Origin of the sequence: Nitrobacter hamburgensis X14 (genome assembly GCF_000013885.1) — a bacterium.
GTDB lineage: Bacteria > Pseudomonadota > Alphaproteobacteria > Rhizobiales > Xanthobacteraceae > Nitrobacter > Nitrobacter hamburgensis.
This window is the reverse complement of sequence record NC_007964.1, coordinates 3,980,612-4,005,842: the sequence shown is the minus strand read 5'-3', so window position 1 is coordinate 4,005,842 and position 25,231 is coordinate 3,980,612. Positions and strand designations below refer to the sequence as shown.

The following is a 25,231-nucleotide window of genomic DNA, read 5'->3' as shown; positions in this document are numbered from 1 at the left end:
GCGATGTCAGCAATCATGGATGGGGCGATGGGCATGTTATCGGCGGATCACGCGAGCGATACGAGAAGCGGCAACGGAGCGGCAGGACATTCATCAGTCATCGGCTGGGGCAAGGCGATGATCGGCGTTGCCGCGGTGATGCTGATCCCCGATTCCGCCGACGCCCAGCCGGCGTCCAGCGCTGAAGATCTTCCGCAGGTTCGCGTTACGGCGCCGAAGCGGCAGGCCAAGAAAAGAACCGTACACCGTGCGCCGGTACGGGCCGCGCCGGTGCCGTTTGTTGCCGCGCCGAGCAACGTCCAGGTCAATCCTATCGTCGGCGACGGGCATGGGGTCACCGGCTATCAGGCCCCGGCGCAGGCCGGGATTTCCCGCCTTCCAACCTCGCTCGCCGATACGCCGCAAACCGTCAACGTGGTGACGCAGCAGGTACTCCAGGAGCAGCGTCTCCTTAGCATGGAAGATGCGCTGCGGACGGTGCCGGGCATCACCTTCAGCGCCGGCGAGGGCGGCCAGCAGGGCGACAGCCCGATCGTCCGCGGTTTTGCGGCGCGGGGCGACATGTTCCGCGACGGCATCCGCGATCCGGGCTGGTACACGCGTGACCTGTTCAGCGCCGACCGCGTCGAAGTGTACAAGGGGCCGTCGGGATTTGCCTTCGGCCGCGGTTCGACCGGCGGCGCGATCAACACCGTCTCGAAGTTGCCGCAAGCCACCAACTTCGTCGATGGCACCGTCAGCGGCGTCACCAGTGGCGGTTATCGCGCCGAGGTCGATGCCGATGGCAAACAAGGGAATTTGTCCGGCCGCCTCGCGGCGATGTATCAGGATATTCCCACCGCCGGTCGCGATCACATTTTCGCAAAGCGCTGGGGCGTCGCTCCGTCGGTCAAGGCGGAGTTCTCGGAGGATACCCGCGGGATCTTCAGCTACGTCTATCAGGGCGAGGACAGCGTGCCGGATTACGGGCACCGCTATCTGCCGGCGCCGACCTACAGCCAAACGACCGGCGCGCTGGCCACCCCCGGTTACTTCGGCAACGGTGCGGCGACCCCGCCGATGCCGGTCCCCCGCCATGTCTGGTACGGCGTGGTGGGTGGGCCGCTGGCTGACCGCCAACTCACCGACACCCACATCGCGACAGCTCGTTTCGAACATGATTTCAACGACAATTTGAAGATTTCGAACGGGACGCGATACGTCAGTGTCAACCGCATGGCGCGGCCGACAGCCCCGCGCGGCGAATTGCAGGCCGACAACGCCACGGCCATCACGCCGGGCTATCCAGTTGAACTGATGACGATGGGGCGGCAGCACTTCGAGACGGTGACCAACAACACGCTGCTCATCAACCAGACCGACCTGACCGGCAAGTTCTGGACCGGCGGCTGGGAGCATACGTTCGCGGTGGGCGCCGAAGCCGCGCGCGAAACCCGCGATCAGATACGCGCTAATTACTGCGTGCCAGGCGATCTGGCGTGCCGAACCAGCGCCTTTGCTCCCGTCGATACATCCTTTGGCGGGCCGAATACCGGGTTCGGCTTGCCGAATTCGACGGTGTCGACCAACTACGCGGTCTACGGCTTCGATCAGGTCAAGCTCAACAAATACTTCGAGCTACTCGGGTCGATCCGTTACGACAACTTCCGTTCGAAATACACCAATTTCGCGTTGGCGCCCGGAAGCGAGCAGCTTGGCCGGACCGACGATATGGTTAGCTGGCGCGTCGGCGGGGTCTTCCATCCGACGTCGAAATCGAGCCTCTATGCTGCCTATGGCGTGTCGTACAATCCTGCGGCTGAATTCCAGACGCTCGACGCCCGCGACAACAACGCGGCGAACCCCTTGCTGGCTCCTGAGCGCAACACGACGATCGAAGTCGGCGCCAAGGCGGATGTGCTTAACGGCAAGCTGACGCTGAGCGGCGCGGTGTTCCGGATCGAAAAGACCAATCTGCGTATTCCGATCGATCCGATCGCCGGAAACCTCGCGCTGGTGCTTGGCGGCCTTGCGCGCGTGGACGGTGTCGAGGTGAGTGCCGCAGGCAAGCTCACCGATCAGTGGGGCCTGTTCGCGGGCTACAGCTATCTCGACTCCAAGATCGTCAACACGACTGATCTTTCGCAGTTGGGCCGCCAGCTGCCCAACACGCCGCCGCATAACTTCTCGCTGTGGTCGACCTACGACTTCACGCCGCAGTGGACCGTTGGCGGCGGTGTGACTTATGCAGCACGTACTTTCGTCAATCCGACGAACACCTCTTATGTGCCGGAATACTGGAAGCTCGATCTCATGACGAGCTACAAGGTCACCAGGGATTCGCTGCTGCAGCTCAACGTCTACAACGTGACGGACGAGCTGTACTACGGCCAATACTACCAGGGCCACGCCGTTCCGGCTGCCGGACGAACCGCGATGCTGACCTACCGCTATCACTTTACGCCGCCGCCGCCGGTCGCCGATTATCCGGTGAAGGCTGCGCGCTACGTGAGCAAGTAACCGGCGCGCTTTTTTGATCGCAGAAGTGACAATATCGGAGCCGGCGTCGCGAGGCGCCGGCTCTTTATCTGAAAGGACATCCTGGTGCTGGTGCGAATTCCGAATGTCCTGACGCCGGAGCAGGTCCAGCATTGCCGCGAGGTGATGGCGCGCACCGCTTGGGTGGATGGGCGCGTTACGGCCGGGCATCAATCGGCGCAGGTCAAGCGCAACCTGCAATTGCCCGAGGGAACGCCGGAAGCCCGTGAACTCGGCGACATGGTGCTCGCGGCGCTCAACCGGAATCCGCTATTCGTGTCGGCGGTATTGCCGAAGACGATCTTCCCGCCGCTGTTCAATCGCTACGACGCCGATGGCGAGATGAATTTCGGCTCGCACGTCGACAACGCCATCCGCACTGTTCCCGGGACCGGGATGCGGGTGCGGACCGACGTGTCCTCGACGTTGTTCCTGTCGTCGCCCGAGGAATACGACGGAGGCGAACTGGTGATCGAGGATACCTACGGCGCGCATTCCGTGAAGCTGCCGGCCGGCGATATGATCGTCTATCCCGGCACCAGCGTTCACCACGTCACCAAAGTCACGCGCGGCTCGCGTATCGCTTCTTTCTTCTGGACCGAGAGCATGATCAGTGATGTTATACGGCGTGCCATGATGTTCGACCTGGACATGTCGATCATTCGTCTCAACGCCGACCATCCCGAGCACCCGTCCGTGGTGTCGTTGACCTCGCTGTATCATAACCTGCTGCGGCAATGGGCGCAGAGCTGACCCGTTCACGGAACGGGCGCGCAACTTCCGCGACGTTAAAGCGTCCGGGTTACGACAGCATCTGATCGAGCATCGGCGTGGTCCGTTCAGCGATGATAGCGTCATCGTTGCCCGAGAAGCGAATAATTGCCGCGAGCTGGTGTCTGGCGGCGAAATCGGCTCCGGCGTCCGGCCCCAGCACCATCAGCGCTGTCGCGTACGCATCGGCTTCCATGCAGGAGCGATGCAGGACGGTCGCGGTGACCATGCCGTTGGCGATCGGCCATCCGGTTCGCGGATCCAGGGTGTGGGAGAAGTGCTGCGCGCCGCGCGTGAAGCCGCGTTCGCAGCCGGATGTTGCGATCGCGAGGTCGTGCAATGCCACCAGCATCGGCTCGGCGGCGACGCCGGCCGCTGCCTGGGCGGGCCGGTCGATCTCGACCCACCACGGGCTGCCATCGGGCTTGACCCCGTGCCCCCGCAATTCGCCGCCGATCTCCACCAGCGCGTGGTGAATGCCAAGCTCGAACAACGTTTCCGCCACCAGATCGACGGCAAAGCCCTTGGCGATGCCGCAGAGATCGATTGGCCCGCAATTGTGCCGGCGCAGGCGGCGGGCGCCGGTGTCGAGGTCGAGTTGTCGCCATCCGCAAGCCTGGTGACATCGAGCGATCTCATCCGGCGGCGGCGGTGCTCTGCGAGGTCCACTCGGGCCAAAACCCCAGAGGTCGACCAACGCTCCCATGGTCGGATCGTAGGCGCCGCCGGATTCCCGCGCGATGCGCAGCGCGCTCTCCATCACCCGACCGAGCTCCCGCGGCAACTCCTGCCATTGGTTCGGCGGCAACCGGTTGAACCGGCTGATGTCGGATTGGCCTTCCCACGGGCTCATCTGCGCGATCACGCGAGCGAGCGCGAGGGGAATCATCCGGTGTAGCGTTTGCAGGCTGGCGGACGAACCGACGAACTTGACCGACCATGTGGTGCCCATGGTCGCGCCGGAGATTTCGCGAATGCGACCGCCCGCCGGAACGGCGAGCGGCGTCGCCGGCATTGCCGGGATCGCCACGCGCCGGAAGGCTGACGCCGTCATCGGCGTTTTTACTGCGGCAGCACTTCGACCGTGGTGGTGTAAGTGCTACGGCGCTGCCTCTTGCTCTTGTCGTCGCGCACCGATGCGCTCATCCAGTAGAATCCGGGTCCCGGCCATGTGACGCTGAAGGTGCCGGAGTCGTCGGTGGTGACCTTGCTGTCGTTCAGCTTGTCGCGATAGCGGATTCCACCCGGGACGATCTCGACCGCGACGCCGCTGGCGGGTTGTCCGTCCAGCACCAGGCGGAACGTTGCCTTCTCACCAACGACCAGATTGTTCGGGTGGGTTACCGGAACCATTTCAAGCCCGACGCCGGTCGGTTTCAGCGTGTCAACCGAAGGCTTGCCCGATGTGACGAAGGATTCGATCCGGCTGCGGTTTTCCGTGACCTTCACGTCAGTTGCTTTGGCGGGGATAGCCGTTGCGAGTTCCTCGGCCTTGCCACGCCAGCGCTTTTTCTGGCCATCCAGTTTGTAGTTGGCGAACAGGCCCTGATTGGCCACCGTCAGTTTGTAGGTGCCCGGCTGCGTCAGTTTGAAATCGAAGGTGCTGCGAAAGCGGCCCTTTGCCAGGTTCTCCGGCGCGACGGCCTTGCCGTCGGGTCCCTCGACCGACAGGTTGTCGAGTTGCAACGGGTTATGCTCGAAGTAGAACAGGTCGTTGGAGACGGCAGCATCAACCGTGACCCAGACGTCCGAGCCGGACAATACGGTGGCCGATGGCAGCAGCCAGGCGCGGTGAGCCTGCGCCGGCAGGGCAAGCAGCGAAACCGCGGCTGCGATCAACGTGAGCTTGAGATGGTTGGTCATGGCGAAATCCTTTCCATGAAAGCTGTGGGGCGACAAAGTACGCGGCGTAGTCGGGGGCGTGGATTAGGGGGTCAATTTCAATGTGACCGCGCCAAGCTCGCGTTCGCCCTTGGCTTCGCCGGTTGCGGGAGCTTTCGGCGGCCATTCGAACGGGATTTTCAGCAACTCCCGACCGCCGACTTCGCGAGCGGCCTCGATGACAAGCTGGTAGCTGCCCGGGGTCAGCCCATCGAGCGGTTTGTCGGCGCTATCGAACTTGATCTGATGGGTACCGGGCGCGCGGGTGGGGCTCGACAATCCATCGACCGGCATCGTCAGCTCGCGGCCGGCGCGGCGCCACCATTGCCGCATGTCCTTGAGCCATTTCGCGCCCTCGTTCTTCTTGTTGTTGACCTCGTACCAAACGGCGAGGTTGGTGACCTTGCCGCCGTCGGCCGCCTCGACCCACATCGCGACGTAGGGCTTGTGGTACTCGACGACGTTGAGCTGCGGAATATCGATGCTGATCGTGGCTTCGGAGGCCAGCGACGGGCCTGCGGCGAGCGTGGTGAGTGCGGCGGAAATCAGGAGGCGCATTGTTGACCTTCTAGCTATGAATGAGGAGAACAGCGAGCAGCATCGGGATAACCAGCCCCATGCCGACGACGGGCCATGTGGCCGGGCGCCGCTTGGAATGAAGCTGCAGAAGCAGCAGGCCGGTGACACAGAAGATGATCGCAGCGGCCGCGAACACGTCGAGGAACCAGCTCCACGCCTTGCCGGCATGACGGCCCTTATGGAGATCGTTGAGATAGGCGATCCAGCCGCGGTCCGTGACTTCATAGGACACCGCGCCGCTGTCGCGCTGGATGCTGAGCCATGCGTCGCCGCCGGGCCGGGGCAGGGCCACATAGACCTCCTGATCCGACCATTCGGTGTCGCGGTCGGCGGTATCGGCGCCGATCTCGCGTTGCAGCCACCCGGTGATGCCCGGCGACAAAGCCGCCTTGGCTGCGCCGGGCTCAGGCTTGAGGTCGGCGATCAGCGCCTGTGGCAATTGCCCCTCGCGCATCACGACCGTCGGCTTGGCTTCGATTTTCCCGGAATTGTTCAGCGTGATTCCGGTGACGGCGAACAACAACATGCCGATCAGGCAGAGCCCGGAGGTGATCCAGTGCCATTGATAAAGCTGGTTGATAACGAAAGCGCGACGCTTCTTTCGCTGCCAGAGTTCATCGCCGTCGACCATTAACCAATCCGGAATTGTCCATTCGTCCCGCCGCTGTTGCCAGATCTTACAAATCGAGGAGGTGTGAATGCCCGTCAGATCAGCGCCAATTGTTTACCGAAGCCGACCTCGCTTTACTACAGGACGAGATTAGGTTCGCTCTAAACTGACCCCGTGCTGTTCTGCTGCTGACGGCGTATGAGTTCCCAGACGGACCGTTGCCTGCGGGCACGGCGATACGATAGATGCGGCATAAGAACGCGGAGCGGTTGCTCCTGACCATTGTGTCTGCCGCTCGTGTGGCGTTGATGCTGCTGTCGACAGGAGTTCTTCACGATCGGCGAGAGTGGTCGGATCGGGTTCACGCCCCTGCGTTTGGCTGGCGGACCGAGAGGCGGGAGGCGCGGTCGGCGCACTGGCATGCCGGTCGCTTATTTTCTATATCACCTGATGCTGAGTCTTGCGCCAAATGATCAAGGGTAATGCGACTATGACCTCGACAATCGACAGTGACGGCGCGGCCGAAAGCCGGGTGTTTGAAGCGGATGTCGCCAAGCTGCTCCAGATGATGGTGCACTCGGTCTATTCCGATAAGGACGTGTTTTTGCGGGAGCTGATTTCGAACGCAGCCGATGCCTGCGAGCGGCTGCGTTATGACGCGATCAGCGATCCCGCATTGCTGGCGGACGATGCCAGGCCGCAGATTGCCATAACCATCGATGCGGAACGCCGGCAACTGACGGTCGATGACAACGGCATCGGCATGAGCCGGGATGAGATGGTCGACGCGCTGGGCACGATCGCCCGGTCGGGCACCAAGGCTTTCATCGAGCAGGCCAAGGTCGAACAGGCGAAGTCCGCCGAAGCCGGCGACGGCGTGACTGTGATCGGTCAGTTCGGGGTCGGTTTCTACTCGGCCTTCATGGTGGCGGATCAGGTCGATGTGATCTCGCGCCGCGCGGGCGCAGGCGAAGCCTGGCGCTGGTCTTCGGACGGGAAGGGGACGTTCACGGTCACGCCTGCGGATGAGAGCGAAGCTCCTGCGAGAGGCACCCGCGTGATGCTTCATCTTACGGAAGATGCCAAGGGATATACCGATCGGCTCAAGCTTGAACAGATCGTCAGGGAGCAATCGGGCCATGTGCCAGTCCCGATCGTACTTGTCGAGCAGCCCGGAGCCGCCCCGACCGAGATTGCCGATGGCGCGGCGCTGTGGACCAAGCCACGTGGCGAGATAGGCACGTCCGAATACGTTGATTTCTATCGCAGCGTTGCCGGCCATTTCGATGAGCCGGCGCTGACGGTGCATTTCCGCGCCGAAGGGCGGCAGGAGTTCACGGCGCTGCTGTTCGTGCCGCAGACCCGGTCTTTCGATCTGTTTGAGACCGATCGCAAGGGACCGATCAAGCTATACGTGAAACGCGTCTTTATTACTGACGATGCCGATCTGCTGCCCCGCTATCTGCGGTTCGTGCGCGGCGTCGTCGACTCGGCGGATCTTCCGCTCAATATCTCGCGCGAAATGATTCAGGAAAGCCCGATCCTGGCCGCGATCAAGAAGAGTATCACCGGCCGTGTCCTCAGCGAGCTCGAGAAGCTCGCCGAGAAAGACGCGCAGGCTTACGGAAAAGTCTGGGAGGCCTTCGGCCCGATGTTCAAGGAAGGCATCTACGATGCCGCCGACCGGCGCGACGCCATTCTCTCGCTTTGCCGGTTCAGGACCACGGCGGGATCGTTGCGAAGCCTCAAGGACTATGTCGGCGCCCTGAAGGACAATCAGACCTCGATCTACTATCTCGCCGGGCAGGACGCCGCGCGTCTCGAAGCCTCGCCCCATCTGGAGGGTTTCCGTGCCCGCGGCGTGGAGGTCCTGCTGCTGTCCGATCCGGTCGACAGCTTCTGGGTCACGTCCGCGCCGAGCTTCGAGGGGAAGCCGTTCAAGTCCGTAACGCAGGGTGATACGGATCTGGCGGCGATCCCGCGCGTCGACGCCAGCGCCGAAACCCTGCAGGAGGTCAGCGCGAGCGTTACCGAGTTCCTCGCCTTTCTCAAGACGACGCTCGCGGACCTGGTGTCCGACGTGCGCTCGTCCGAGCGGCTCACCGATAGCCCCGTTTGCCTCATAGCGGCCGAGTCGGGGCCTGATCGGCAACTGGAAAAAATTCTCGTTGGCGTCGGACAGTTGACCGGCGCATCCAAGCCGGTTCTCGAGGTGAACCCGAGGCATCCGCTGATCGCTTCGCTGGCGGCGCTCGGGGATGGCGATCGCGCGTTCAAGGAGGACACGGCACGAATGCTGCTCGATGACGCGCGTGTTCTCGATGGCGATCGCCCCAGCGACGCGCTTGAGTTTTCCAGGCGTCTTGCCCGCATCGTCGAGCGGGGACTGCGCGGCTCGACGGCGTAGCGCGTGGTGGATCGCGCCTTTGCGATCCAGCACCGGCAACTCGAGCCACGAGTAATCAGGACGATAGCCGGCGGCCCAAACGATGGTCTTGATCTCCCCGTGCTGGCGCGGTCACTCGTGCTGCGAACGCGCGGCCGGGTAGCGAACGTCGACCTGATCCCGACGAGGTAGAGGCGGAAGGGGGAGATCACACGCCGATTCGACCCAGAAGGACATCTCTCAAGACGACCGCATCGTTGTGTGCTTCATCATGGGCCGAGAAGACGAGCGTTATTCGGCCCGACCGGGCGCGGCTGCGCAGTTCGTCTAGCTGTTCCGGGTGCCCGTGGATCTCATCTGTGTATCGCTGTCGAAACTCCTGCCAGCGGGCGGGATCATGCCCGAACCACTTGCGCAGGCCGGTGCTGGGGGCGATGTCTTTCATCCACTGATCGATAGCGGCGTCCGCCTTGCGAAGGCCCCGGGGCCATAGACGGTCAACCAGTATCCGCGTGCCGTCGTCTGCCGCGGGAGGCTCATAGGCTCGCTTCAGGTTGACGTTTTTGGCCGCAAGCCGCGTCATGGGTCCTTCGCTGATAGCGCTCTGGCTGAGGGCGCGGCGTGCGTTCCCTCAGTCGCCTGTCCCGGGATTTGCCGAGAAATATTGCTCCAGCTTGTCGGCAACGCCGTCGAAAGCTTTCGCGTCGGCGGGAGCATCACGCTTGATGGTAATGTTCGGCCAAACCGCAGCATATTCGGCGTTCAGCTTGAGCCAGTTTTCCAGGCCCGGCTCGGAGTCGGCAAAGATCGCCTCGGCCGGACATTCCGGTTCGCAGACGCCGCAGTCGATGCACTCATCGGGATTGATGACGAGCATATTGTCGCCCTCGTAGAAGCAGTCGACGGGACATACCTCCACACAATCCATGTATTTGCACTTGATACAATTTTCGGTGACAACGAAAGTCATCTCGAAGACTCCGCGAGGGCAGGAACAGGAGCTGGATCGGCGCGAACCCTGGCGCAAACGCATCGACGATCCCGCGAATACCATTCTCGTATGTATTAACAAGCTCCTTGGCTGGGAAGATCAAGCTCCGTAGCAAGGAAGATCATGTCGTCCATACCGCCACGACAACGCAGGGTACAGCCCGGACCAGGGATCGACAAGACAGGGGCCGGATCGGTGCCTTGCGGTGGTGTCCGCGGCAGGATTCCGGGCGGCAGGACTCGTCACAGGCTCCTTCCATAAGATACATGCTAGATGCTTCTTTATATCCCCGATCCTGTCCAAAATCAATATTTTATAGAGATTTTTTGAGCATGGCAGTTCCCTGTATCTGAAAAAATGCGTCAAATCTCCAACACTAGATCCCGATCGATAAAGGAGACGAATATGGCGGAGCGACTGTCGGAGGACGCACGAAAAGCAGCGGTCAAGGCGTTGTCGGGTTGGTCGGAGGTCGCGGGCCGCGAGGCCATCGCGCGCGTCTTCACGTTCCGGGATTTCAACGAGGCTTTTGGCTTCATGGCGCGCGTCGCGCTGGTCGCCGAAAAGAACGATCACCATCCGGAATGGCGCAATGTCTATAAAACGGTAGAGGTTGTGCTCGCGACCCACGACGCCGGCGGCGTGACCGAGCGTGATATCAGGCTCGCGGAGGCGATGAACGCGATCGCAAGGCAGTTCGGCGTGGCCTGAACGGGCCGATGCCGGCCTTGCAGCGGGGAAACAGAGTTCCCACGTGGGTAGGGGAGCGGCGACGTCGATGATCCGCCGCCATGACATTTCAGGGACCCTGACAATGGCCTCCGACCATATGGCCTCCGAACACAGTGTGGGATTCGAGCCGGCCGACCGGCTGGCGCGGGACCGCGACAGCGTGCGCCGGCGGTTCTGGAGCAAGCTGAAGCGCGTCGTCGCCAACGTGCCGTTCGCCGAAGACCTGTTGGCCGCCTACTACTGCGCCTTCGACAAGCAGACGCCGCGCCATGTGCAGGCGTCGCTGCTCGGCGCCATCGCCTATTTCATCCTGCCGTTCGACTTTGTTCCCGACATGTTGCCGGTGCTCGGTTTCACCGACGATGCCGCCGTGCTTGCAACCGCAATCAGGATCGTAGCTGCCCACATCACGGCGGAGCATCGCGAGGCTGCGCGCACGGCGTTGAAGCGCGGAATAGAGAACGAAGTGGCGTGAGTGCCTTAAAGCAACATGCGGGTCATCGACGCGCCGTCATGGCCGCATGACGCCATCGCCGGCTTTCGGACCGGTTATGCCGTCCACACTTTGCTATTACGCCGGCGACCTCCGCAACTCGCGGACCGCGGCTTCGGCGCAGGCGTAGCTGTCTCGGACGCGCGTAATATTTTGGTCGATGCCGTCGGAGTGGTCCGATTCTAACATTTGCATCCTGCTGCGGCAGGCGTTCCTGCCAATGTTAAGAATCGAAAGACCACTAGCGAATATAAGTGCTGGCGGAGTTTTGAATTTGACATTCGCGTCACCGACCCGCGGCAAGGTGCGTAGCGAATGTCAAATTCACTCCACTAGGTTGCGAATCGTGATGCGAGCCGCAAGGATGGGGCCGCCTTCACAAATCAGGCATTTCCGGTTATTCCCCGATGATGTGTGATCCGCGCACATCAAGCCATCTTCCAGTCACAATGATGAAAGGACGAGATTTGATGATGTCCATGCGGCAATTGTTGACAGTTCTGGTGGGAAGTCTGCTTGCAGGCGGAATGGGCCTTGCTCCCGCATTCAGTGCGCCGACATCCGGCAGCTCGGAGCCGACGCTGCTCGGGCAGTTCGGTGCGTGGGGCGCCTATACCGCATCGCCGAACGGCAAGAAGGTTTGCTTCGCTCTCGCCAAGCCGTCGTCCTCGAAAACCAATCCGCCGAACCGGCCGCGCGATCCGATCTACGCCTTCGTCTCGACCCGGCCAGCGGAGAAAGTAACGAACGAAGTGTCGGTCACGGTCGGCTATCCGCTCAAGCCGGGCTCTGAAGCCACACTCGATGTCGGCGGCGCGAGCTTCGAGATGTACACCCAGGGTGACGGCATCTGGATCAAGAATGCCGCCGAGGAAGATCGGCTGATCGATGCCATGCGCAAATCCGCCGATGCGACCGTCAAGGGCATGTCGTCCAGGGGGACGCGAACCACGGACGTCTTTTCCCTCAAGGGCCTGTCCCAGGCGCTGGACAAGGTCGCGCAGGATTGCAGGCGCTAGCGTTAACGTCGCAGCATTTGCCGGCTTTCCAGCGGGCCGCGGAAGGCTTATGTCATGCGGCATGAGTGAAACGTCCCGCACCTTGAGCACTATTCCGACTGAGGCCGTCGCCGCCGCGAGCATTCCGGGTGCGCGCGGAATGGCGGTCGGCGATGCTCCTCTGGAAAAAGTCGCGCTCGAAACCTATGTGCCGCCGGCGAAGCCGTCGCTGATCGGCCTGTCGCGCGCGGAAATTTCCGAGCGTCTCGCCGCCATCGGGGTGGCGCCGGCGCAGCGCAGGATGCGGGTGCAGCAACTCTGGCACTGGATGTATGTCCGCGGTGCGAAGACGGTCGGCGAGATGACCAATGTCTCGAAGGACATGCGCGCCGAGCTTGAGAAGCACGTCACGGTCGATCGGCCCGAAGTGGTTGCCGAACAGATTTCCAACGACGGAACACGCAAATGGCTGTTGCGGCTGCCGAGCGGCAACACTCTCGAAAAGCCGCATGAAGTCGAGTGCGTCTACATTCCCGAAACCGATCGCGGCACGCTGTGCGTCTCCTCGCAGGTCGGCTGCACGCTGAACTGTTCCTTCTGCCACACCGGCACTCAGCGCCTGGTGCGCAATCTCACGGCCGGCGAGATCGTCGGCCAGATCATGGTGGCGCGCGACCGGCTGAACGACTGGGCCGACCGCGAGACGCCCCATGGCAATCGCCTCGTCACCAATATCGTGATGATGGGGATGGGCGAGCCGCTCTACAATTTCGACGCGGTTCGCGACGCGCTTTTGATCGTCGCCGACAACGAAGGCATCGGCATCTCGAAGCGCCGCATCACGCTGTCGACGTCCGGCGTGGTGCCGAACATCGTCCGCACCGGCGAGGAGATTGGTGTCATGCTGGCGATCTCGCTGCATGCGGTGCGCGACGAGTTGCGCAACGAGCTGGTGCCGCTGAACCGCAAATATCCGATCGCCGAACTGATGCAGGCGTGCCGCGATTATCCCGCAGCCTCCAACGCCAAACGGATCACGTTCGAATATGTGATGCTGAAGGGCGTCAACGATTCGCTCGACGACGCCAAGCTCCTGGTGAAGCTGCTCAAGGGCATCCACGCAAAAATCAATCTGATCCCGTTCAATCCGTGGCCGGGTACGCGCTATGAATGCTCCGACTGGGAGCAGATCGAGAAATTTTCCGAATACGTTTTCAACGCCGGCTACTCCTCGCCGGTGCGCACGCCGCGCGGCCGCGATATTCTGGCCGCCTGCGGCCAGCTCAAGTCCGAAACCGAAAAGCTGTCGGCTCGCGAGCGTCAGGCGCTTCGCGCCATGGCGATGACGGATTGAGGCATGATCCCGAAAAGTGGGAACCGGTTTTCGGATAAGATCATGCCCAAGGATCGATTGAGTCTCTCATGGCGCTGATCGGCCGGCTGTTCGCGATCGTGTTCGGACTCCTAGCCGCCTGCTTCGTCGCCGGGATGGTCGTTGTCATCGCGTTGCTGTATCCCGAATTCAGCGATCTCGGAATCGAACCGCCCGATCCCGATACGCTCAACATCGTGCTCGGATTCGGCTTCATCTTCGTCAGCGGCTTTGCGCTGCTACCGGCGATGATCGTGGTCCTCGTCACCGAAGCTTTTTATATCCGCGGCTTGCTGGCTTACGCTGCAGGCGGCGCGATTTGCGGCGCCGCCTGCTATCTCGGCCTGATCCCGTTCGACCCGGCGACCATGCATTTCGAAGGCATCGTGCGCCGCCACCTCGAAATCATGACCGGCGCCGGGGTCGTCGCGGGCTTCACCTATTGGCTGATCGCCGGGCGCAATGCCGGGGCGTGGCGTGAGCGTCCACGCGACCCGCGGCCCCCCGATCCGCCGGCACGGACTTGAAGATGCACGGCCTTTTCATGGCGGTCGTCGTCGGCTAAACCGCGCGTCATGAACCGGACCGGATTAGTCATCGCGCTCGGACTTGTGCTCGTGATCGGAATCGTGTTCGGGATTCGCCCCGAATACGATTTGCGCCTCGCGGCGCTGTTCTACGATCCCGCGACGAAAACCTTTCCGCTCAAATCGGACGCGCTGGCTTCGTTTGCGCGCAATGCCGCGATGTGGGTGGCATGGGCGTTCGCGGTCCCTGCGATCGTCGCGCTGATTGTGAAGATGTTTCGCCCGGATCGCCCGCTGATGATGTCGGGCCGGACCGTCGCGTTTCTGCTCATCACCATGCTGCTCAGCGCCGGGGTCCTGACCAACCTGACGTTCAAGAGCTTCTGGGCCCGGCCGCGGCCCGTGATGGTGACGGAATTCGACGGCCCATGGAAATTCATGCCGTGGTGGGATCCGCGCGGCGAATGCGGCCGGAATTGTTCCTTCTTCTCCGGCGAGGGCGCCACCGCGTTCTGGACCCTGGCGCCGGCCGCGCTGACGCCGCCCGCGTGGCGGCCGCTGGCCTATGCGGGCGCGATCACGTTCGGCGCGGTCACCAGTGTGCTGCGGATGGCGTTCGGCGGTCACTTCTTCACCGACGTGGCGGCGGCCGCAATCGTCGCGTTTCTGGTGATCTGGCTGGTTCATGGCTACATCTACCGCTGGCCATCGACGCGGAAGAGCGATGCGGAGATCGATGCCGCGTTGACGCGGTTCGCCTGGCCCGGCTATCGGATGCGGCAGCGGTGGCTAGGCCGCGATGTCGGTCCGGTACCCGTGCCGAAGAAGCCGGCGTGAGCGTCTCCGGGACCTTGCGCGAGGTCCGGTTCCGCCTATAGTCCCGCCGAATTCACGTCATTCCACAGGATTTTCATGAGCAAGAAGGTGGAGAAGGTGGTGCTTGCCTATTCGGGCGGGCTCGACACCTCGATTATCTTGAAATGGTTGCAGACCACCTACGGCGCCGAGGTCGTGACCTTCACCGCCGATCTCGGTCAGGGCGAGGAACTGGAGCCGGCGCGCCAGAAGGCGTTGTTGCTCGGTATCAAGCCTGAGAACATCTTCATCGAGGATCTGCGCGAGGAATTCGTCCGCGACTATGTGTTCCCGATGTTCCGCGCCAACGCGGTCTATGAGGGCCAGTATCTGCTCGGCACCTCGATCGCGCGGCCGCTGATTGCGAAGAAGCAGATCGAGATCGCCGAGAAAGTCGGCGCCGATGCGGTGTCGCACGGCGCGACCGGCAAGGGTAACGATCAGGTCCGCTTCGAACTCGGTTACTATGCGCTGAAGCCCGATATCACCATCATCGCGCCGTGGCGCGAGTGGGATTTCAAGTCGCGCGAGAAGCTGATCGCGTTCGCCGAGCAGCATCAGATCCCGATCGCCAAGGACAAGCGCGGCGAAGCGCCGTTCTCGGTCGACGCTAACCTGCTGCACGCCTCCAGCGAAGGCAAGGTGCTGGAAGACCCGGCGCAGGAAGTGCCGGATTACGTCTATTCGCGCACCATCGATCCGCAGGCCGCGCCGGATCAGCCGACCTACATCACGATCGATTTCGAGAAGGGCGATGCCGTTGCCATCGACGGCAGGACGATGTCTCCCGCCACGCTGCTCGCGAAGCTGAACGAGCTCGGCCGCGCCAACGGCATCGGCCGGCTCGATCTGGTCGAGAACCGTTTCGTCGGCATGAAGTCGCGCGGCATGTACGAGACGCCCGGCGGCACTATCCTTCTTGTCGCGCATCGCGGCATCGAGCAGATCACGCTCGATCGCGGCGCGGCGCATCTGAAGGATGAGCTGATGCCGAAATATGCCGAGCTGATCTACAACGGCTTCTGGTTCGCGCCGGAACGCGAGATGCTGCAGGCGGCGATCGATCATTCGCAGCAATACGTCAGCGGCCAGGTGCGGCTGAAGCTCTATAAGGGCAATGTCATCCTTGTCGGCCGCGACAGCAGATATTCGCTGTACGATCAGGATCTCGTCACCTTCGAGGAAGGGGCCGTGGCCTACGATCACCGCGACGCGGCCGGCTTCATCAAGCTCAACGCGCTGCGGCTGCGCACGCTCGGCCAGCGCAAGAAGAAGCTGGGGTTGTAGTATTGGGAGGTTGTCATTGCCGGGCTTGACCCGGCAATCCATCCGTTTAGGACAGGAGATGGATACGCGGGTCAAGCCCGCGTATGACGACCGTGAAAAGCGGTTTCAACAAAAACAAAAATGGCCGGGACTGCTCCCGGCCATTTTCATTTTGATATTTGCTCTCGGTTAGAGCGAAAACGCTTCAAATCAAAATCATAGAGCCTCGCTTCTGATTCCATCAGAAGCGAAAAGGCTCTAGCGACGCGGCGGCGGAGACGCCGACGCCTGACCACCGTCCAACAGCGGCGTGATGCGACGCACCGTGACGCGGCGATTCTCCCGCGAAGGACCATCGGTCTCCACCTTCAGGTTCTGCTCGCCGTAGCCCTGGGTGACGAGGTTTTCCGGCGGCACCTGGAATTGCTGCGTCAGCAGTTCGGCGGCCGACTGCGCGCGGCGATCCGACAGCGACAGGTTGTCGACGTCGTTGCCCACCGCGTCGGTGTGGCCCTCGATCAGGAACACCTCGCTCGGGTTGCGCGAGATCGCGCGATTGATGCCGTCCGCGATCACCCGCAGCTTTGCGGCCTGATCGGGCGGGATGTCCCACGATCCGGTCGCGAAGGTGATGGTGTCGAGATCGATGCTCGGCATCCGCGCCCGCACCATCGGGCTGTAGCGGACTTCATCGAGCGTATAGCGGCGGTCGATCCGTTCCACCGGCGGCGCGATCAGCGTGTCGTAGATAACTTCCGGCGGCGCATCTTCCGCCTCGACGATATAGCGGTCGCGCGGGATGGTGATCACCGGCGGCGGCAGCGTCACGAAGTAGCCGCCGATCGCACCGGCAACCAGGCCGGCGGCGACACCGGCCGCGATCGAGCCGCCTCGGCCACCGCGGCGGTGATCGTCGTCGCGATAGCTGTTGTCGATGATGACGACTTCCTGGCCACGCTGGTCGCGGCGGATTCGCCGCAGCATCCGGCCGTCGCGATCGTTGACGGTGATGATCTGCGTGCCGTCCGGCCGCACCACGACGGTGCGGGTGTCGTTGCCGACACGCTCCTGCCGGATGTCGCGCGCGCCATAGCGGAAGCGGTCTTCTTCATTGTGCCGGATGAACGACTGGCCGCTCGGATCGCGCACGATGACGCGGCCCGGCTCGGTGATGATGGTGCGGCCGCCCTGTTCGGTCTGGCGACGCTCGGAGCGGAACGCCTCGATGTTGCGTGGCCCCTGCCGTGCTGCGTCCGGCGCGATCGGCTTCAGCGCCTGCGCGCTCGTCGGCGGCGGCGGTAGCGGCGTCGTGACGGTGGGCGGCCCGTGACGGGAGACCGGCGCGCCCGGTGGCAGCGCGGTCTGGCCGCCGGGGGTGGACGGCGGAGTACCCGCTTTGGTCCCGGCGGGGCCGGTTGGTGGGGTGGCGGCCGCTGGCGCCGCGGCGCCGCTCGGCGGCGTGGCCGCGGGCGAAGCCACCGGTGCGGAAGGCGTGGCCGGCGTTGCGCGCGGCGAAGTCGGGGTCACGTCTGGCGCTGCCGGGGTCGTGCTGCCGGGCGCCGGGGTCGTTTGCGCGGGTGCTGCGCCCTTGCGGTGGTCACCGGGACCTCCAGGCCCGCCATGCTCGCGGCCGGGTCCGCTCCGGCCTCGCTCGTCGCGACGTGTCGCATTCGGCTCCCCGTTGGCAGGCGGCGTCGAGGGTGACGTGGTTTGTGGTTGCGGAGCGGGCGTCGTCGGGGCTGATTTTGTCGCGGCCGGCGGCGGAGGTGTCGTGCCCTTCGACGGGGATGGCGGCGGTGCGGCGGTCGGGGGCGCGGGCGGTTTCGGGGCCACCGGAGGTGTCGCCGGTTTTGGCGCGGGCGCGGCTTTCGGCGCGGCCGGAGCAGCGGGAGGCGTTGCGTGCGGCGGCGGTGTCGCCGGCCGTGGTGGAGTAGCCGTCGGCGGGGTCACATGCGGAGGCGGTGGCGCGGCTGGCCGTGCGGCAGCCGGTGGAGGCGGCGCATGGGGCGGCGCTGCATGAGGCGGGGGAGCAGCGGGTCTCTCGGGCGCGCCGGGCGGCGGCGCCGGATGAGCGGGTGCAGCTTTCGGAGCAGGACCTTTCGGCGGCGATTCTTTCCGCTTTGTCTCATTTCCGCTTTCGGCGGATGGCGCGGCCTTTTCGGTGGATGGCGCAGCCTGCGCGAGTTGGACCGGCGCGGATTGCGCGTGCAACGGCGGCGCCGTCAACGACGCGACAGTGAGAGCCGACGTGGCCAGCAGCACCAGGCGAAAGTTCGTCATGACAATTATTATCCCAACAAAAAATTCGGCGACAAACGCGAAGTCTGCTGGCCGATGGTGGCGGGGGCGCGATCAACGGATAGCGATAAGGCTGTAATGTGGCAGCGATCGGCAGCGAAGACGGATTTTATTTTCGGAACGCGCTGCTGAAATGCGCACGGCATTCATAGCGCATTCAGATCGTGCGTCATTCGCAGGCGATGCCTTGCTCGTGAGTACAGATGCCTTTGCTATGTGAGCACATCGGTCGCAGGGGGCTGCGCGGGCGGAGTCGGTGGGCTCGGTGTGGGCAATTCGTCCGGCATTTGGCCGGGCAATTCCTGCGGAGGCGCGGGCGATTCCGGCTCGTGCATCGGCGGTGGCACATCGGGACCGGGCTGCGGATGACCCGGCGGATCTTCGCGCGGCGGCTCCGCCGGACGGCCCGGTTCGACGGGCGGCACTTCCGTCGGTTCATCACCCATCGCGGGTCTCCATTTCCGAAGTTGACAGGTCTTTGCAGCAACCTGTGATCGCTATTTCCATGACTTTTGATGTTCGTGCCTCTTGCAGTGCTAACGGTTCGCATGGCGTGATGTTCCGGAGCGGCGGCTGCGCCACCGAGATCAGCGCCTATCGCCGCGCCCATGGGCTGTCAGCCGTTCGCGCCGATGCGGCGCTCGATCGGATCGCGCGGAAGCAGGCCGCGGCGATGGCGCGGGCGGGAACGGTCAGCCATAACGTGAATGGCAACTTCTTTGTTAGGATCGCGCCCGTCCATCGCCGGCTGGCAGCCGAGAATGTCGCGGCTGGTTTTCCGACCTGCGCGGAAACGATCAGGCAATGGGATGCGAGCAGCGGGCATCGCGCCAATCTTCGGATGTCGAGCGCGCGGCGTGTCGGCGTCGCGTCGGTTGCAAAGCCGTCATCGCCCTATCGGCGCTTCTGGGCCATGGTGATCACGGATTGAGGCGTGCCTGCTCACCGGCCGTCAGCGCGCATACCGTTCTGACCGAATCAGAACGGGCGCTTTAAGCTATTGAGCGGTCCTATTTCCTTGCGGTGAACCGGTTTCCACTTCACCGCGAAATGCCATGCGCGCCGGCGCTCAGACCTGCCGCTCGACCAGCTTTCGCTTCAGCATGGCAATAGCCTCCGCCGGGTTCAGTTTTTTCGGACAGGCCTTGGTGCAATTCAGGATGGTGTGGCAACGATAGAGCCGGAACGGATCCTCGAGATAGTCGAGACGTTCGCCGGTGGCTTCGTCGCGCGAATCGGTGACCCATCGCGCCGCCTGCAGCAGCGCGGCGGGGCCGAGGAAGCGATCGCTGTTCCACCAATAGCTCGGGCATGCTGTCGAGCAGCAGGCACACAGGATGCACTCGTAGAGGCCGTCGAGCTTTTCGCGGTCCTCGTGGCTCTGCAACCATTCCTTCTGCGGCGTCGGCGTGGTGGTCTTCAGCCACGGCTCGATCGAGGCGTATTGCGCGTAAAAATTTGTCAGGTCGGGAACGAGGTCCTTCACGACTGGCTGATGCGGCAGCGGATTGATCTTTACCACGCCGCCGGCCAAGTCGTGCATCGACGTGGTGCAGGCCAGCGTATTCTGGCCATCGATGTTCATGGCGCAGGAGCCGCACACGCCTTCGCGGCAGGAGCGGCGGAAGGTCAGCGTCGGGTCGATGTGGTCCTTGATCCAGATCAGGCCGTCGAGCACCCTCGGGCCGCACTCGTTGACATCGACATAATAGGTATCGATGCTGGGATTCTTGTCGTCGTCGGGGTTCCAGCGATAGACCCTGAATTCGCGCGTTTCGGTCGCGCCTTCAGGCTTCGGCCAGGTCTTGCCGCCGGTGGCCTTTGAATTTCTCGGAAGCGCGAAGTTAGCCATCGGTCTGCCCTTGCTGTCTGTCCGTCATAGCCGGAGTTGACCCGGCGTCCATTTGCTTCGTGAAGGTCGGTCAAGCCCGCGGATGGTGCTTCGTTTCAGTTCAATACACCCGCGCCTTCGGCGGAATGGACTGAACGTCGTTGGTCATGGTGTAGTCGTGCACCGGGCGGTAGTCGATCGTGGTGACGCCGCGATCGCTCAGCCGCGCCAGCGAATGCTTCATCCAGTTCTGATCGTCGCGATCGGGATAGTCCTCGCGCGCATGGGCGCCGCGGCTCTCGGTACGGTTGGCGGCGGAATCCATCGTCACCACCGCCTGGGAGATGAGGTTGTCGTATTCCATCGTCTCCATCAGGTCCGTGTTCCACACCAGCGAGCGATCGAACACGGCGACGTCGGCGATCCCGTCATGGACTTCGTGGATCAGTTTCTGACCCTCCGTCAGGATGTCGTGGGTGCGGAAAACCGCGCAGTTGGCCTGCATCACACGTTGCATGCTCTCGCGCAGCCTGGCGGTCGGCGTACCGCCGGAGGCGTAGCGAAACCGGTCGAGGCGACTGAGCGCCATCTCGCCGGAGTTCGCGGGGAGATCGGGCTGCCTGGCATTGGCGGTGAGCTTTTCGGCGCAGTGCAGGGCGGCGGCGCGGCCGAACACCACGAGATCGATCAGCGAGTTGGAGCCGAGGCGGTTGGCTCCGTGCACGGAGACGCAGGCGGCTTCGCCCACCGCCATCAGGCCCGGCACGAGCGCATTGTCGTCGCCGGTCTTTTTGGTGACGACTTCGCCATGGTAGTTGGTTGGGATGCCGCCCATGTTGTAGTGCACGGTCGGCAAGATCGGGATCGGCTCGCGGGTCACGTCGACGCCGGCGAAGATCTTCACCGACTCCGAAATACCCGGCAGCCGCTCGTGCAGCACTTTCGGGTCGAGATGGTCGAGGTGCAGGAAGATGTGGTCTTTCTTCTTGCCGACGCCGCGGCCTTCGCGAATTTCGATCGTCATCGCGCGCGAGACGACGTCGCGCGAGGCGAGGTCCTTGGCGGAGGGCGCATAGCGTTCCATGAAGCGCTCGCCCTCGGCGTTGACGAGGTAGCCGCCTTCACCGCGCGCGCCTTCGGTGACGAGGCAGCCCGAACCGTAGATGCCGGTCGGGTGGAACTGGACGAACTCCATGTCCTGCAGCGGCAGGCCGGCGCGTAGCGCCATGCCGCCGCCGTCGCCGGTGCAGATGTGCGCCGAGGTGCAGGAGGCATAGGCGCGCCCGTAGCCGCCGGTGGCCAGAATGGTGGTCTGGGCGCGGAAGCGGTGCAGCGTGCCGTCGTCGAGCTTCAGCGCGATCACGCCGCGGCAGACGCCCTGATCGTCCATGATGAGGTCGATGGCGAAGAACTCGATGAAGAATTCGGCGGCGTGGCGCAGCGCCTGGCCGTACATCGTGTGCAGCATGGCGTGGCCGGTGCGGTCGGCGGCGGCGCAGGTGCGCTGGGCCTGGCTCTTGCCGTAATCGATGGTCATGCCGCCGAACGGGCGCTGGTAGATCTTGCCCTCTTCGGTGCGCGAGAACGGCACGCCCCAGTGCTCGAGTTCGTAGACTGCCTCCGGTGCGTTACGCACCATGTACTCGATGCAATCCTGATCGCCGAGCCAGTCCGATCCCTTGACGGTATCGTACATGTGCCAGCGCCAGTCGTCCTTGTGCATGTTGCCGAGCGAGGCGGAGATGCCGCCTTGCGCGGCTACGGTATGGGACCGCGTCGGAAAGACCTTTGTGATGCAAGCGGTGCGCAGGCCGGCCTTGCCGCAACCCACAGTGGCCCGCAGGCCGGCCCCGCCGGCGCCGACGACGACGACGTCGTAAGTATGGTCTTCGATGGGATAGGCCTTGCCGTTGGCGGCCGCCGCCGCGCTGCCGTTTACGGCCATGAACTAAACTCCGGATGACAGTTTGAAGATGGCGTAAGCGGCGGCCAGCGCCAACGTGACGGAGAAGAAGTTGTTCGCCATGATCGACGCCAGTTTCGTTTTCTCGTCGTGCACGTAGTCCTCGATGATCACCTGCATGCCGATCTTCATATGCCAGATGCTGGCGACGACGAACAGCAGCATGATGATGGCGATCGGCGGCGAGCCGAGAATCTGCGCCGCCCCGGCCTGGTTGCGGCCAAGCAGGATCATCATGACCACGATCATCGGTACGATGAGCAAGATCATGGCGACCGCGGTCAGACGTTGTCGCCAAAAGTCCTTGGTTCCGGAATGGGCTGCGCCGAGGTTACGAACCCGCGATAGCGGTGTCCGCATCGACTTCGGACCGGATAGCGGCTCCATGGTCATCGTCCGCCTCCGACCGCATAGGCGACGATCCACAGCAGCACCGTGAGCAAAATGCCGCCGATCAGCGCTGCCCGAGTGAGCCATTCACGCTCGGCCGGCTTGAACCCGTAACCGAGGTCCCAGACGAGGTGGCGAACGCCGCTCAGCATGTGATGCATCAGCGCCCACGTATATCCGAATGCGATCAGCCGGCCGATCCAGCTCGCGGTGAACGACTGCACCGCGGCATAGGCGCCCGGCCCGGACGACACCGCAATCAACCACCAGACCAGCAGCAGCGTCCCGAAATAGAGCGCCATGCCGGTCGCGCGATGGACGACGGACAATGCCATCGTCAGGGTCCAGCGGTAAATCTGTAGGTGCGGCGAAAGCGGACGTTCGATCCTGACAGTCATCGATGCCTTCGCTGGTTGCGGGCGCGCGGCGCCAGCCCGGTTGGGATCCGCGAAAAGCAAATTCTATTCATATATCTATGGAGTCGAAATAGCCTGCGCAACGTTCAAATCGCTATTTGAGAATGGCCGTTCAGGGCTACGGCATTCACATTTCTTTAACATAATGTACCGGGAGGCGGTATGCCTGAAGCACGATTCATGGCTCGCGCAGGGATGCCACGCGTGTCTTCGGCTCGAAGAAAAAGAAGATGTGCCGTCTGATTCGGGGGGGCGGTGATGGCAAAGGCATATTCTGCAGATTTGTGCGGCGTACGATCCGGAGTGAACGCGGCGTCGCGGTCTGCGTCACACGATCTGGAGCTTCTACGGTCGCAAGGGTATCAGCTTCAAAAAAAGCCGTTGCGCGGCCGGGGGTGGCGGAGAGAGTGGGATTCGAACCCACGGTACGGTTTCCCGCACACACGCTTTCCAAGCGTGCGCCTTAAGCCACTCGGCCATCTCTCCAAGTGCCTTCTCATGACGGGGCGTGCCGGTTTTTGCAAGAGAGAGGCGCCGTGACGCCGGGATTTCTCATAAATATATGAATAGTATAGTGTATTTTTGAACCATAGCGATCCGTTCCGGCGCGCGTCGGGTCAGGTGTATTCGTTGGCAAGCAAAATGGCGCCGCACCTCCGATCAAGGACGTGGATGGCCGAGACATAGGCAAGCGCCGACGACGCCCGTTCTTCGAACGGCTATGCCCCCCTACCATGACGCGTTGAAACGCTTCATGGTCAACCGTCTAGTGAATACCAGCGCCGCTACGCGAGCCGACCAAGTGCAGCGGCCATGGTTTCGGCGATTCCACAGCGACGCTTTCGCTTACGACCGTCCTGTTGGACGCCTGCGCGTCCTCGAGCGCGTCGGAAAAATCCGCAAACCACTGCTGGATGGTGCCGGCGCGCAGCTTCCGCATCATGGCTTCCCAGCGCATCCTGCGTTCCGTCAGTGGCATCGAAAACGCGGTGGCGATGGCGCGCGCCATCCCGTCGATTTCATGCGGGTTAACAAGGAGCGCTGTCTGTAGCTCGTTCGCCGCGCCTGCGAATTTGGACAATACCAGCACGCCCGGATCGGCAGGATTTTGCGCGGCGACATATTCCTTGGCGACGAGATTCATTCCGTCATGCAGCGGTGTCACCACGCCCACGCGCGCCGTGCGATAGAGGCCGGCCAGCACGGTCTGGCTGTATCCCCGGTTGAGGTAGCGGATCGGCATCCAGTCGGTTTCGCCGTGACGGCCATTGACGTCGCTGACGAGTTTCGCCAGTTCGCTCTGCAGGTTGCCGTAGGCCTCGATGGTGCCGCGGGAGGGGGTCGCAATCTGCAACAGCGTCACGGTGCGCTTCAGCGCGGGTTGCGAGGTCAGCATCCGGTCGAAAGCATTGATCCGATTCACCAGTCCCTTCGAATAATCCAGGCGGTCGACGCCGATCGCCAGTTGCTCTCCGTGCAGGCTGCGCCGCAGCCGCGAGACGTCCGGATGCGAGGATGCCTTGGCGGCCTGCAACGCGAACTTCTCCACATCGATCCCGATCGGAAATACGGCGCATCGCGACTTGCCGTGACGCGAGGTCACAACGCCGTCCTCGATCTTGAGGCCGAGTTCGGATTGAAGATAGCCGAGAAAATTTTCGCAGTCGTCGTCGGTCTGGAATCCGATCAGATCGTAAGCCAGCATCGCCTCGACCAGGTCGCGATGATGCGGAACGGCGCCGATGATGGCGCGGGTCGGCCACGGCGTATGCAGGAAGAAGCCGATCGGATGACGGACGCCGAGATCGCGCAGTTCGGCGCCCAGCGACAGAAAGTGATAGTCCTGAATCCAGAAGGCGGTGTCCGGTTTGCGGAAGCGCATCAGGGCCCGCGCCATGAAGGCGTTGACCTCGCGGTACGACTGATAGTCGTCCCGCGACACGTGAATCAGATCGGATCGGGAGTGAAGCGCCGGCCACAGCGCCGAGTTGGCGAAGCCTTCATAATACCCGCCGTAATGCGCCGCGGGCAGATCGAGTAACGCCAGCGCTCCGGCGCCCAGGGCTTGAACTTCTGCAAATGAATCCTTGTGCAGCCCGTCGCGCACACGACCGCTGGACCCTACCCAAATTGCGCCCGATTTCTCAACGACCGGCAACAACGCCGCCGCAAGGCCGCCCGTCAAGGGCTCGTTGGCCCGCGCGCGCGCCACCCGATTCGAAACGACAACGAGGTTCACAGGGGTCCCCTCCTGGTTTTGCACCCGTAGATAAACGCTCGTTCATCAATATGGTTCCTGCCTCCTTCCAACCAAATTGACGCCAAATTCGGGCAACATGGAACGATACTCAAAGT

General features: G+C 63.0%; 25 protein-coding genes and 1 tRNA gene. 12 read left to right on the top strand and 14 right to left on the bottom strand.

The genetic code is table 11. From position 1 onward, the window contains the following. The first annotated feature begins 27 nt into the window (after positions 1-27). Positions 28-2,499, top strand: coding sequence for a TonB-dependent receptor (locus tag NHAM_RS18665; RefSeq protein ID WP_245269942.1), 2,472 nt, complete (start codon positions 28-30; stop codon positions 2,497-2,499). Positions 2,500-2,583: 84 nt separating this feature from the next. Then, positions 2,584-3,270 carry a Fe2+-dependent dioxygenase gene (locus tag NHAM_RS18660; RefSeq protein WP_011512006.1) on the top strand — a complete coding sequence of 229 codons (687 nt, stop codon included), beginning with the start codon at positions 2,584-2,586 and terminating at the stop codon, positions 3,268-3,270. 49 nt (positions 3,271-3,319) lie between these two features. Here NHAM_RS18660 and NHAM_RS18655 read toward each other — a convergent pair whose 3' ends face one another. From NHAM_RS18655 to NHAM_RS18640, 4 genes are all read right to left on the bottom strand, one after another. Next, positions 3,320-4,342, bottom strand: a complete 1,023-nt coding sequence (locus NHAM_RS18655; RefSeq protein ID WP_011512005.1) for an FAD:protein FMN transferase — start codon at positions 4,340-4,342, stop codon at positions 3,320-3,322. A gap of 8 nt (positions 4,343-4,350) precedes the next feature. Continuing rightward, complete coding sequence (locus NHAM_RS18650; protein WP_011512004.1) at positions 4,351-5,151, bottom strand: DUF4198 domain-containing protein; 801 nt, start codon at positions 5,149-5,151, stop codon at positions 4,351-4,353. Positions 5,152-5,214: 63 nt separating this feature from the next. Then, positions 5,215-5,727, bottom strand: a complete 513-nt coding sequence (locus tag NHAM_RS18645; protein ID WP_011512003.1) for a DUF2271 domain-containing protein — start codon at positions 5,725-5,727, stop codon at positions 5,215-5,217. 10 nt (positions 5,728-5,737) lie between these two features. Continuing rightward, positions 5,738-6,394: a PepSY-associated TM helix domain-containing protein gene (locus NHAM_RS18640; RefSeq protein ID WP_347336454.1), complete on the bottom strand. Its 657-nt coding sequence runs from the start codon at positions 6,392-6,394 to the stop codon at positions 5,738-5,740. Positions 6,395-6,848: 454 nt separating this feature from the next. On the opposite strand from NHAM_RS18640, the gene htpG reads away from it, so the two are divergent. Next, entirely contained in the window at positions 6,849-8,765 is a 1,917-nt protein-coding gene (gene htpG / locus NHAM_RS18635) for a molecular chaperone HtpG (protein WP_011512001.1), read from the top strand. Between the two features lie 187 nt (positions 8,766-8,952). Here the strand turns inward: htpG and NHAM_RS18630 are convergent, their stop codons facing one another. Beyond that, positions 8,953-9,327, bottom strand: coding sequence for a DUF488 domain-containing protein (locus tag NHAM_RS18630; RefSeq protein ID WP_011512000.1), 375 nt, complete (start codon positions 9,325-9,327; stop codon positions 8,953-8,955). A gap of 48 nt (positions 9,328-9,375) precedes the next feature. Next, positions 9,376-9,714, bottom strand: coding sequence for a ferredoxin FdxA (gene fdxA, locus NHAM_RS18625; protein ID WP_041358361.1), 339 nt, complete (start codon positions 9,712-9,714; stop codon positions 9,376-9,378). A gap of 378 nt (positions 9,715-10,092) precedes the next feature. On the opposite strand from fdxA, the gene NHAM_RS18620 reads away from it, so the two are divergent. The 7 genes from NHAM_RS18620 (at position 10,093) to NHAM_RS18585 (ending at position 15,999) form a co-directional block, all read left to right on the top strand. Further along, the gene (locus NHAM_RS18620) at positions 10,093-10,446 is read left to right on the top strand and encodes a 4a-hydroxytetrahydrobiopterin dehydratase (RefSeq protein WP_283805353.1); all 354 of its coding nucleotides are present in this window, start codon (positions 10,093-10,095) and stop codon (positions 10,444-10,446) included. Between the two features lie 118 nt (positions 10,447-10,564). Beyond that, the gene (locus tag NHAM_RS18615) at positions 10,565-10,942 is read left to right on the top strand and encodes a YkvA family protein (protein WP_041359249.1); all 378 of its coding nucleotides are present in this window, start codon (positions 10,565-10,567) and stop codon (positions 10,940-10,942) included. 545 nt (positions 10,943-11,487) lie between these two features. After that, positions 11,488-11,979, top strand: coding sequence for an invasion associated locus B family protein (locus NHAM_RS18605; RefSeq protein ID WP_245270080.1), 492 nt, complete (start codon positions 11,488-11,490; stop codon positions 11,977-11,979). A 139-nt stretch (positions 11,980-12,118) separates the two neighbouring features. After that, positions 12,119-13,312, top strand: coding sequence for a 23S rRNA (adenine(2503)-C(2))-methyltransferase RlmN (gene rlmN / locus NHAM_RS18600; RefSeq protein WP_011511995.1), 1,194 nt, complete (start codon positions 12,119-12,121; stop codon positions 13,310-13,312). A gap of 68 nt (positions 13,313-13,380) precedes the next feature. Further along, positions 13,381-13,857 (top strand): hypothetical protein, encoded by a 477-nt coding sequence (locus NHAM_RS18595; protein ID WP_011511994.1) that lies wholly within the window; start codon positions 13,381-13,383, stop codon positions 13,855-13,857. 48 nt (positions 13,858-13,905) lie between these two features. After that, on the top strand, positions 13,906-14,694 hold the full coding sequence (locus NHAM_RS18590; protein ID WP_011511993.1) for a phosphatase PAP2 family protein: 789 nt from the start codon (positions 13,906-13,908) through the stop codon (positions 14,692-14,694). Between the two features lie 75 nt (positions 14,695-14,769). Then, positions 14,770-15,999 carry an argininosuccinate synthase gene (locus NHAM_RS18585; protein WP_011511992.1) on the top strand — a complete coding sequence of 410 codons (1,230 nt, stop codon included), beginning with the start codon at positions 14,770-14,772 and terminating at the stop codon, positions 15,997-15,999. A 237-nt stretch (positions 16,000-16,236) separates the two neighbouring features. Here the strand turns inward: NHAM_RS18585 and NHAM_RS29085 are convergent, their stop codons facing one another. Further along, complete coding sequence (locus NHAM_RS29085) at positions 16,237-17,505, bottom strand: OmpA family protein (protein ID WP_347336418.1); 1,269 nt, start codon at positions 17,503-17,505, stop codon at positions 16,237-16,239. Positions 17,506-17,678: 173 nt separating this feature from the next. On the opposite strand from NHAM_RS29085, the gene NHAM_RS29080 reads away from it, so the two are divergent. Then, on the top strand, positions 17,679-17,912 hold the full coding sequence (locus NHAM_RS29080) for a hypothetical protein (RefSeq protein WP_347336417.1): 234 nt from the start codon (positions 17,679-17,681) through the stop codon (positions 17,910-17,912). Positions 17,913-18,488: 576 nt separating this feature from the next. Here NHAM_RS29080 and NHAM_RS18575 read toward each other — a convergent pair. Continuing rightward, positions 18,489-18,722 (bottom strand): hypothetical protein, encoded by a 234-nt coding sequence (locus NHAM_RS18575; protein ID WP_011511990.1) that lies wholly within the window; start codon positions 18,720-18,722, stop codon positions 18,489-18,491. 110 nt (positions 18,723-18,832) lie between these two features. Here NHAM_RS18575 and NHAM_RS18570 point away from each other — a divergent pair, with 110 nt between their 5' ends. Next, positions 18,833-19,207: a CAP domain-containing protein gene (locus tag NHAM_RS18570; protein WP_245270079.1), complete on the top strand. Its 375-nt coding sequence runs from the start codon at positions 18,833-18,835 to the stop codon at positions 19,205-19,207. 138 nt (positions 19,208-19,345) lie between these two features. Here NHAM_RS18570 and NHAM_RS18565 read toward each other — a convergent pair whose 3' ends face one another. The 6 genes from NHAM_RS18565 to NHAM_RS18540 form a co-directional block, all read right to left on the bottom strand. Then, positions 19,346-20,128 (bottom strand): succinate dehydrogenase iron-sulfur subunit, encoded by a 783-nt coding sequence (locus tag NHAM_RS18565; RefSeq protein WP_011511988.1) that lies wholly within the window; start codon positions 20,126-20,128, stop codon positions 19,346-19,348. 100 nt (positions 20,129-20,228) lie between these two features. After that, positions 20,229-22,052: a succinate dehydrogenase flavoprotein subunit gene (gene sdhA / locus NHAM_RS18560; protein ID WP_011511987.1), complete on the bottom strand. Its 1,824-nt coding sequence runs from the start codon at positions 22,050-22,052 to the stop codon at positions 20,229-20,231. A gap of 3 nt (positions 22,053-22,055) precedes the next feature. After that, the gene (sdhD, locus tag NHAM_RS18555; protein WP_198137052.1) at positions 22,056-22,430 is read right to left on the bottom strand and encodes a succinate dehydrogenase, hydrophobic membrane anchor protein; all 375 of its coding nucleotides are present in this window, start codon (positions 22,428-22,430) and stop codon (positions 22,056-22,058) included. A 29-nt stretch (positions 22,431-22,459) separates the two neighbouring features. Then, a complete protein-coding gene (sdhC, locus tag NHAM_RS18550) occupies positions 22,460-22,858 on the bottom strand; it encodes a succinate dehydrogenase, cytochrome b556 subunit (protein ID WP_011511985.1) in 399 nt (132 codons plus the stop codon). Positions 22,859-23,272: 414 nt separating this feature from the next. Then, positions 23,273-23,362: transfer RNA gene (locus NHAM_RS18545), tRNA-Ser, on the bottom strand. Positions 23,363-23,642: 280 nt separating this feature from the next. Beyond that, entirely contained in the window at positions 23,643-25,115 is a 1,473-nt protein-coding gene (locus NHAM_RS18540) for a trehalose-6-phosphate synthase (protein ID WP_011511984.1), read from the bottom strand. Between the last annotated feature and the right edge of the window lie 116 nt (positions 25,116-25,231).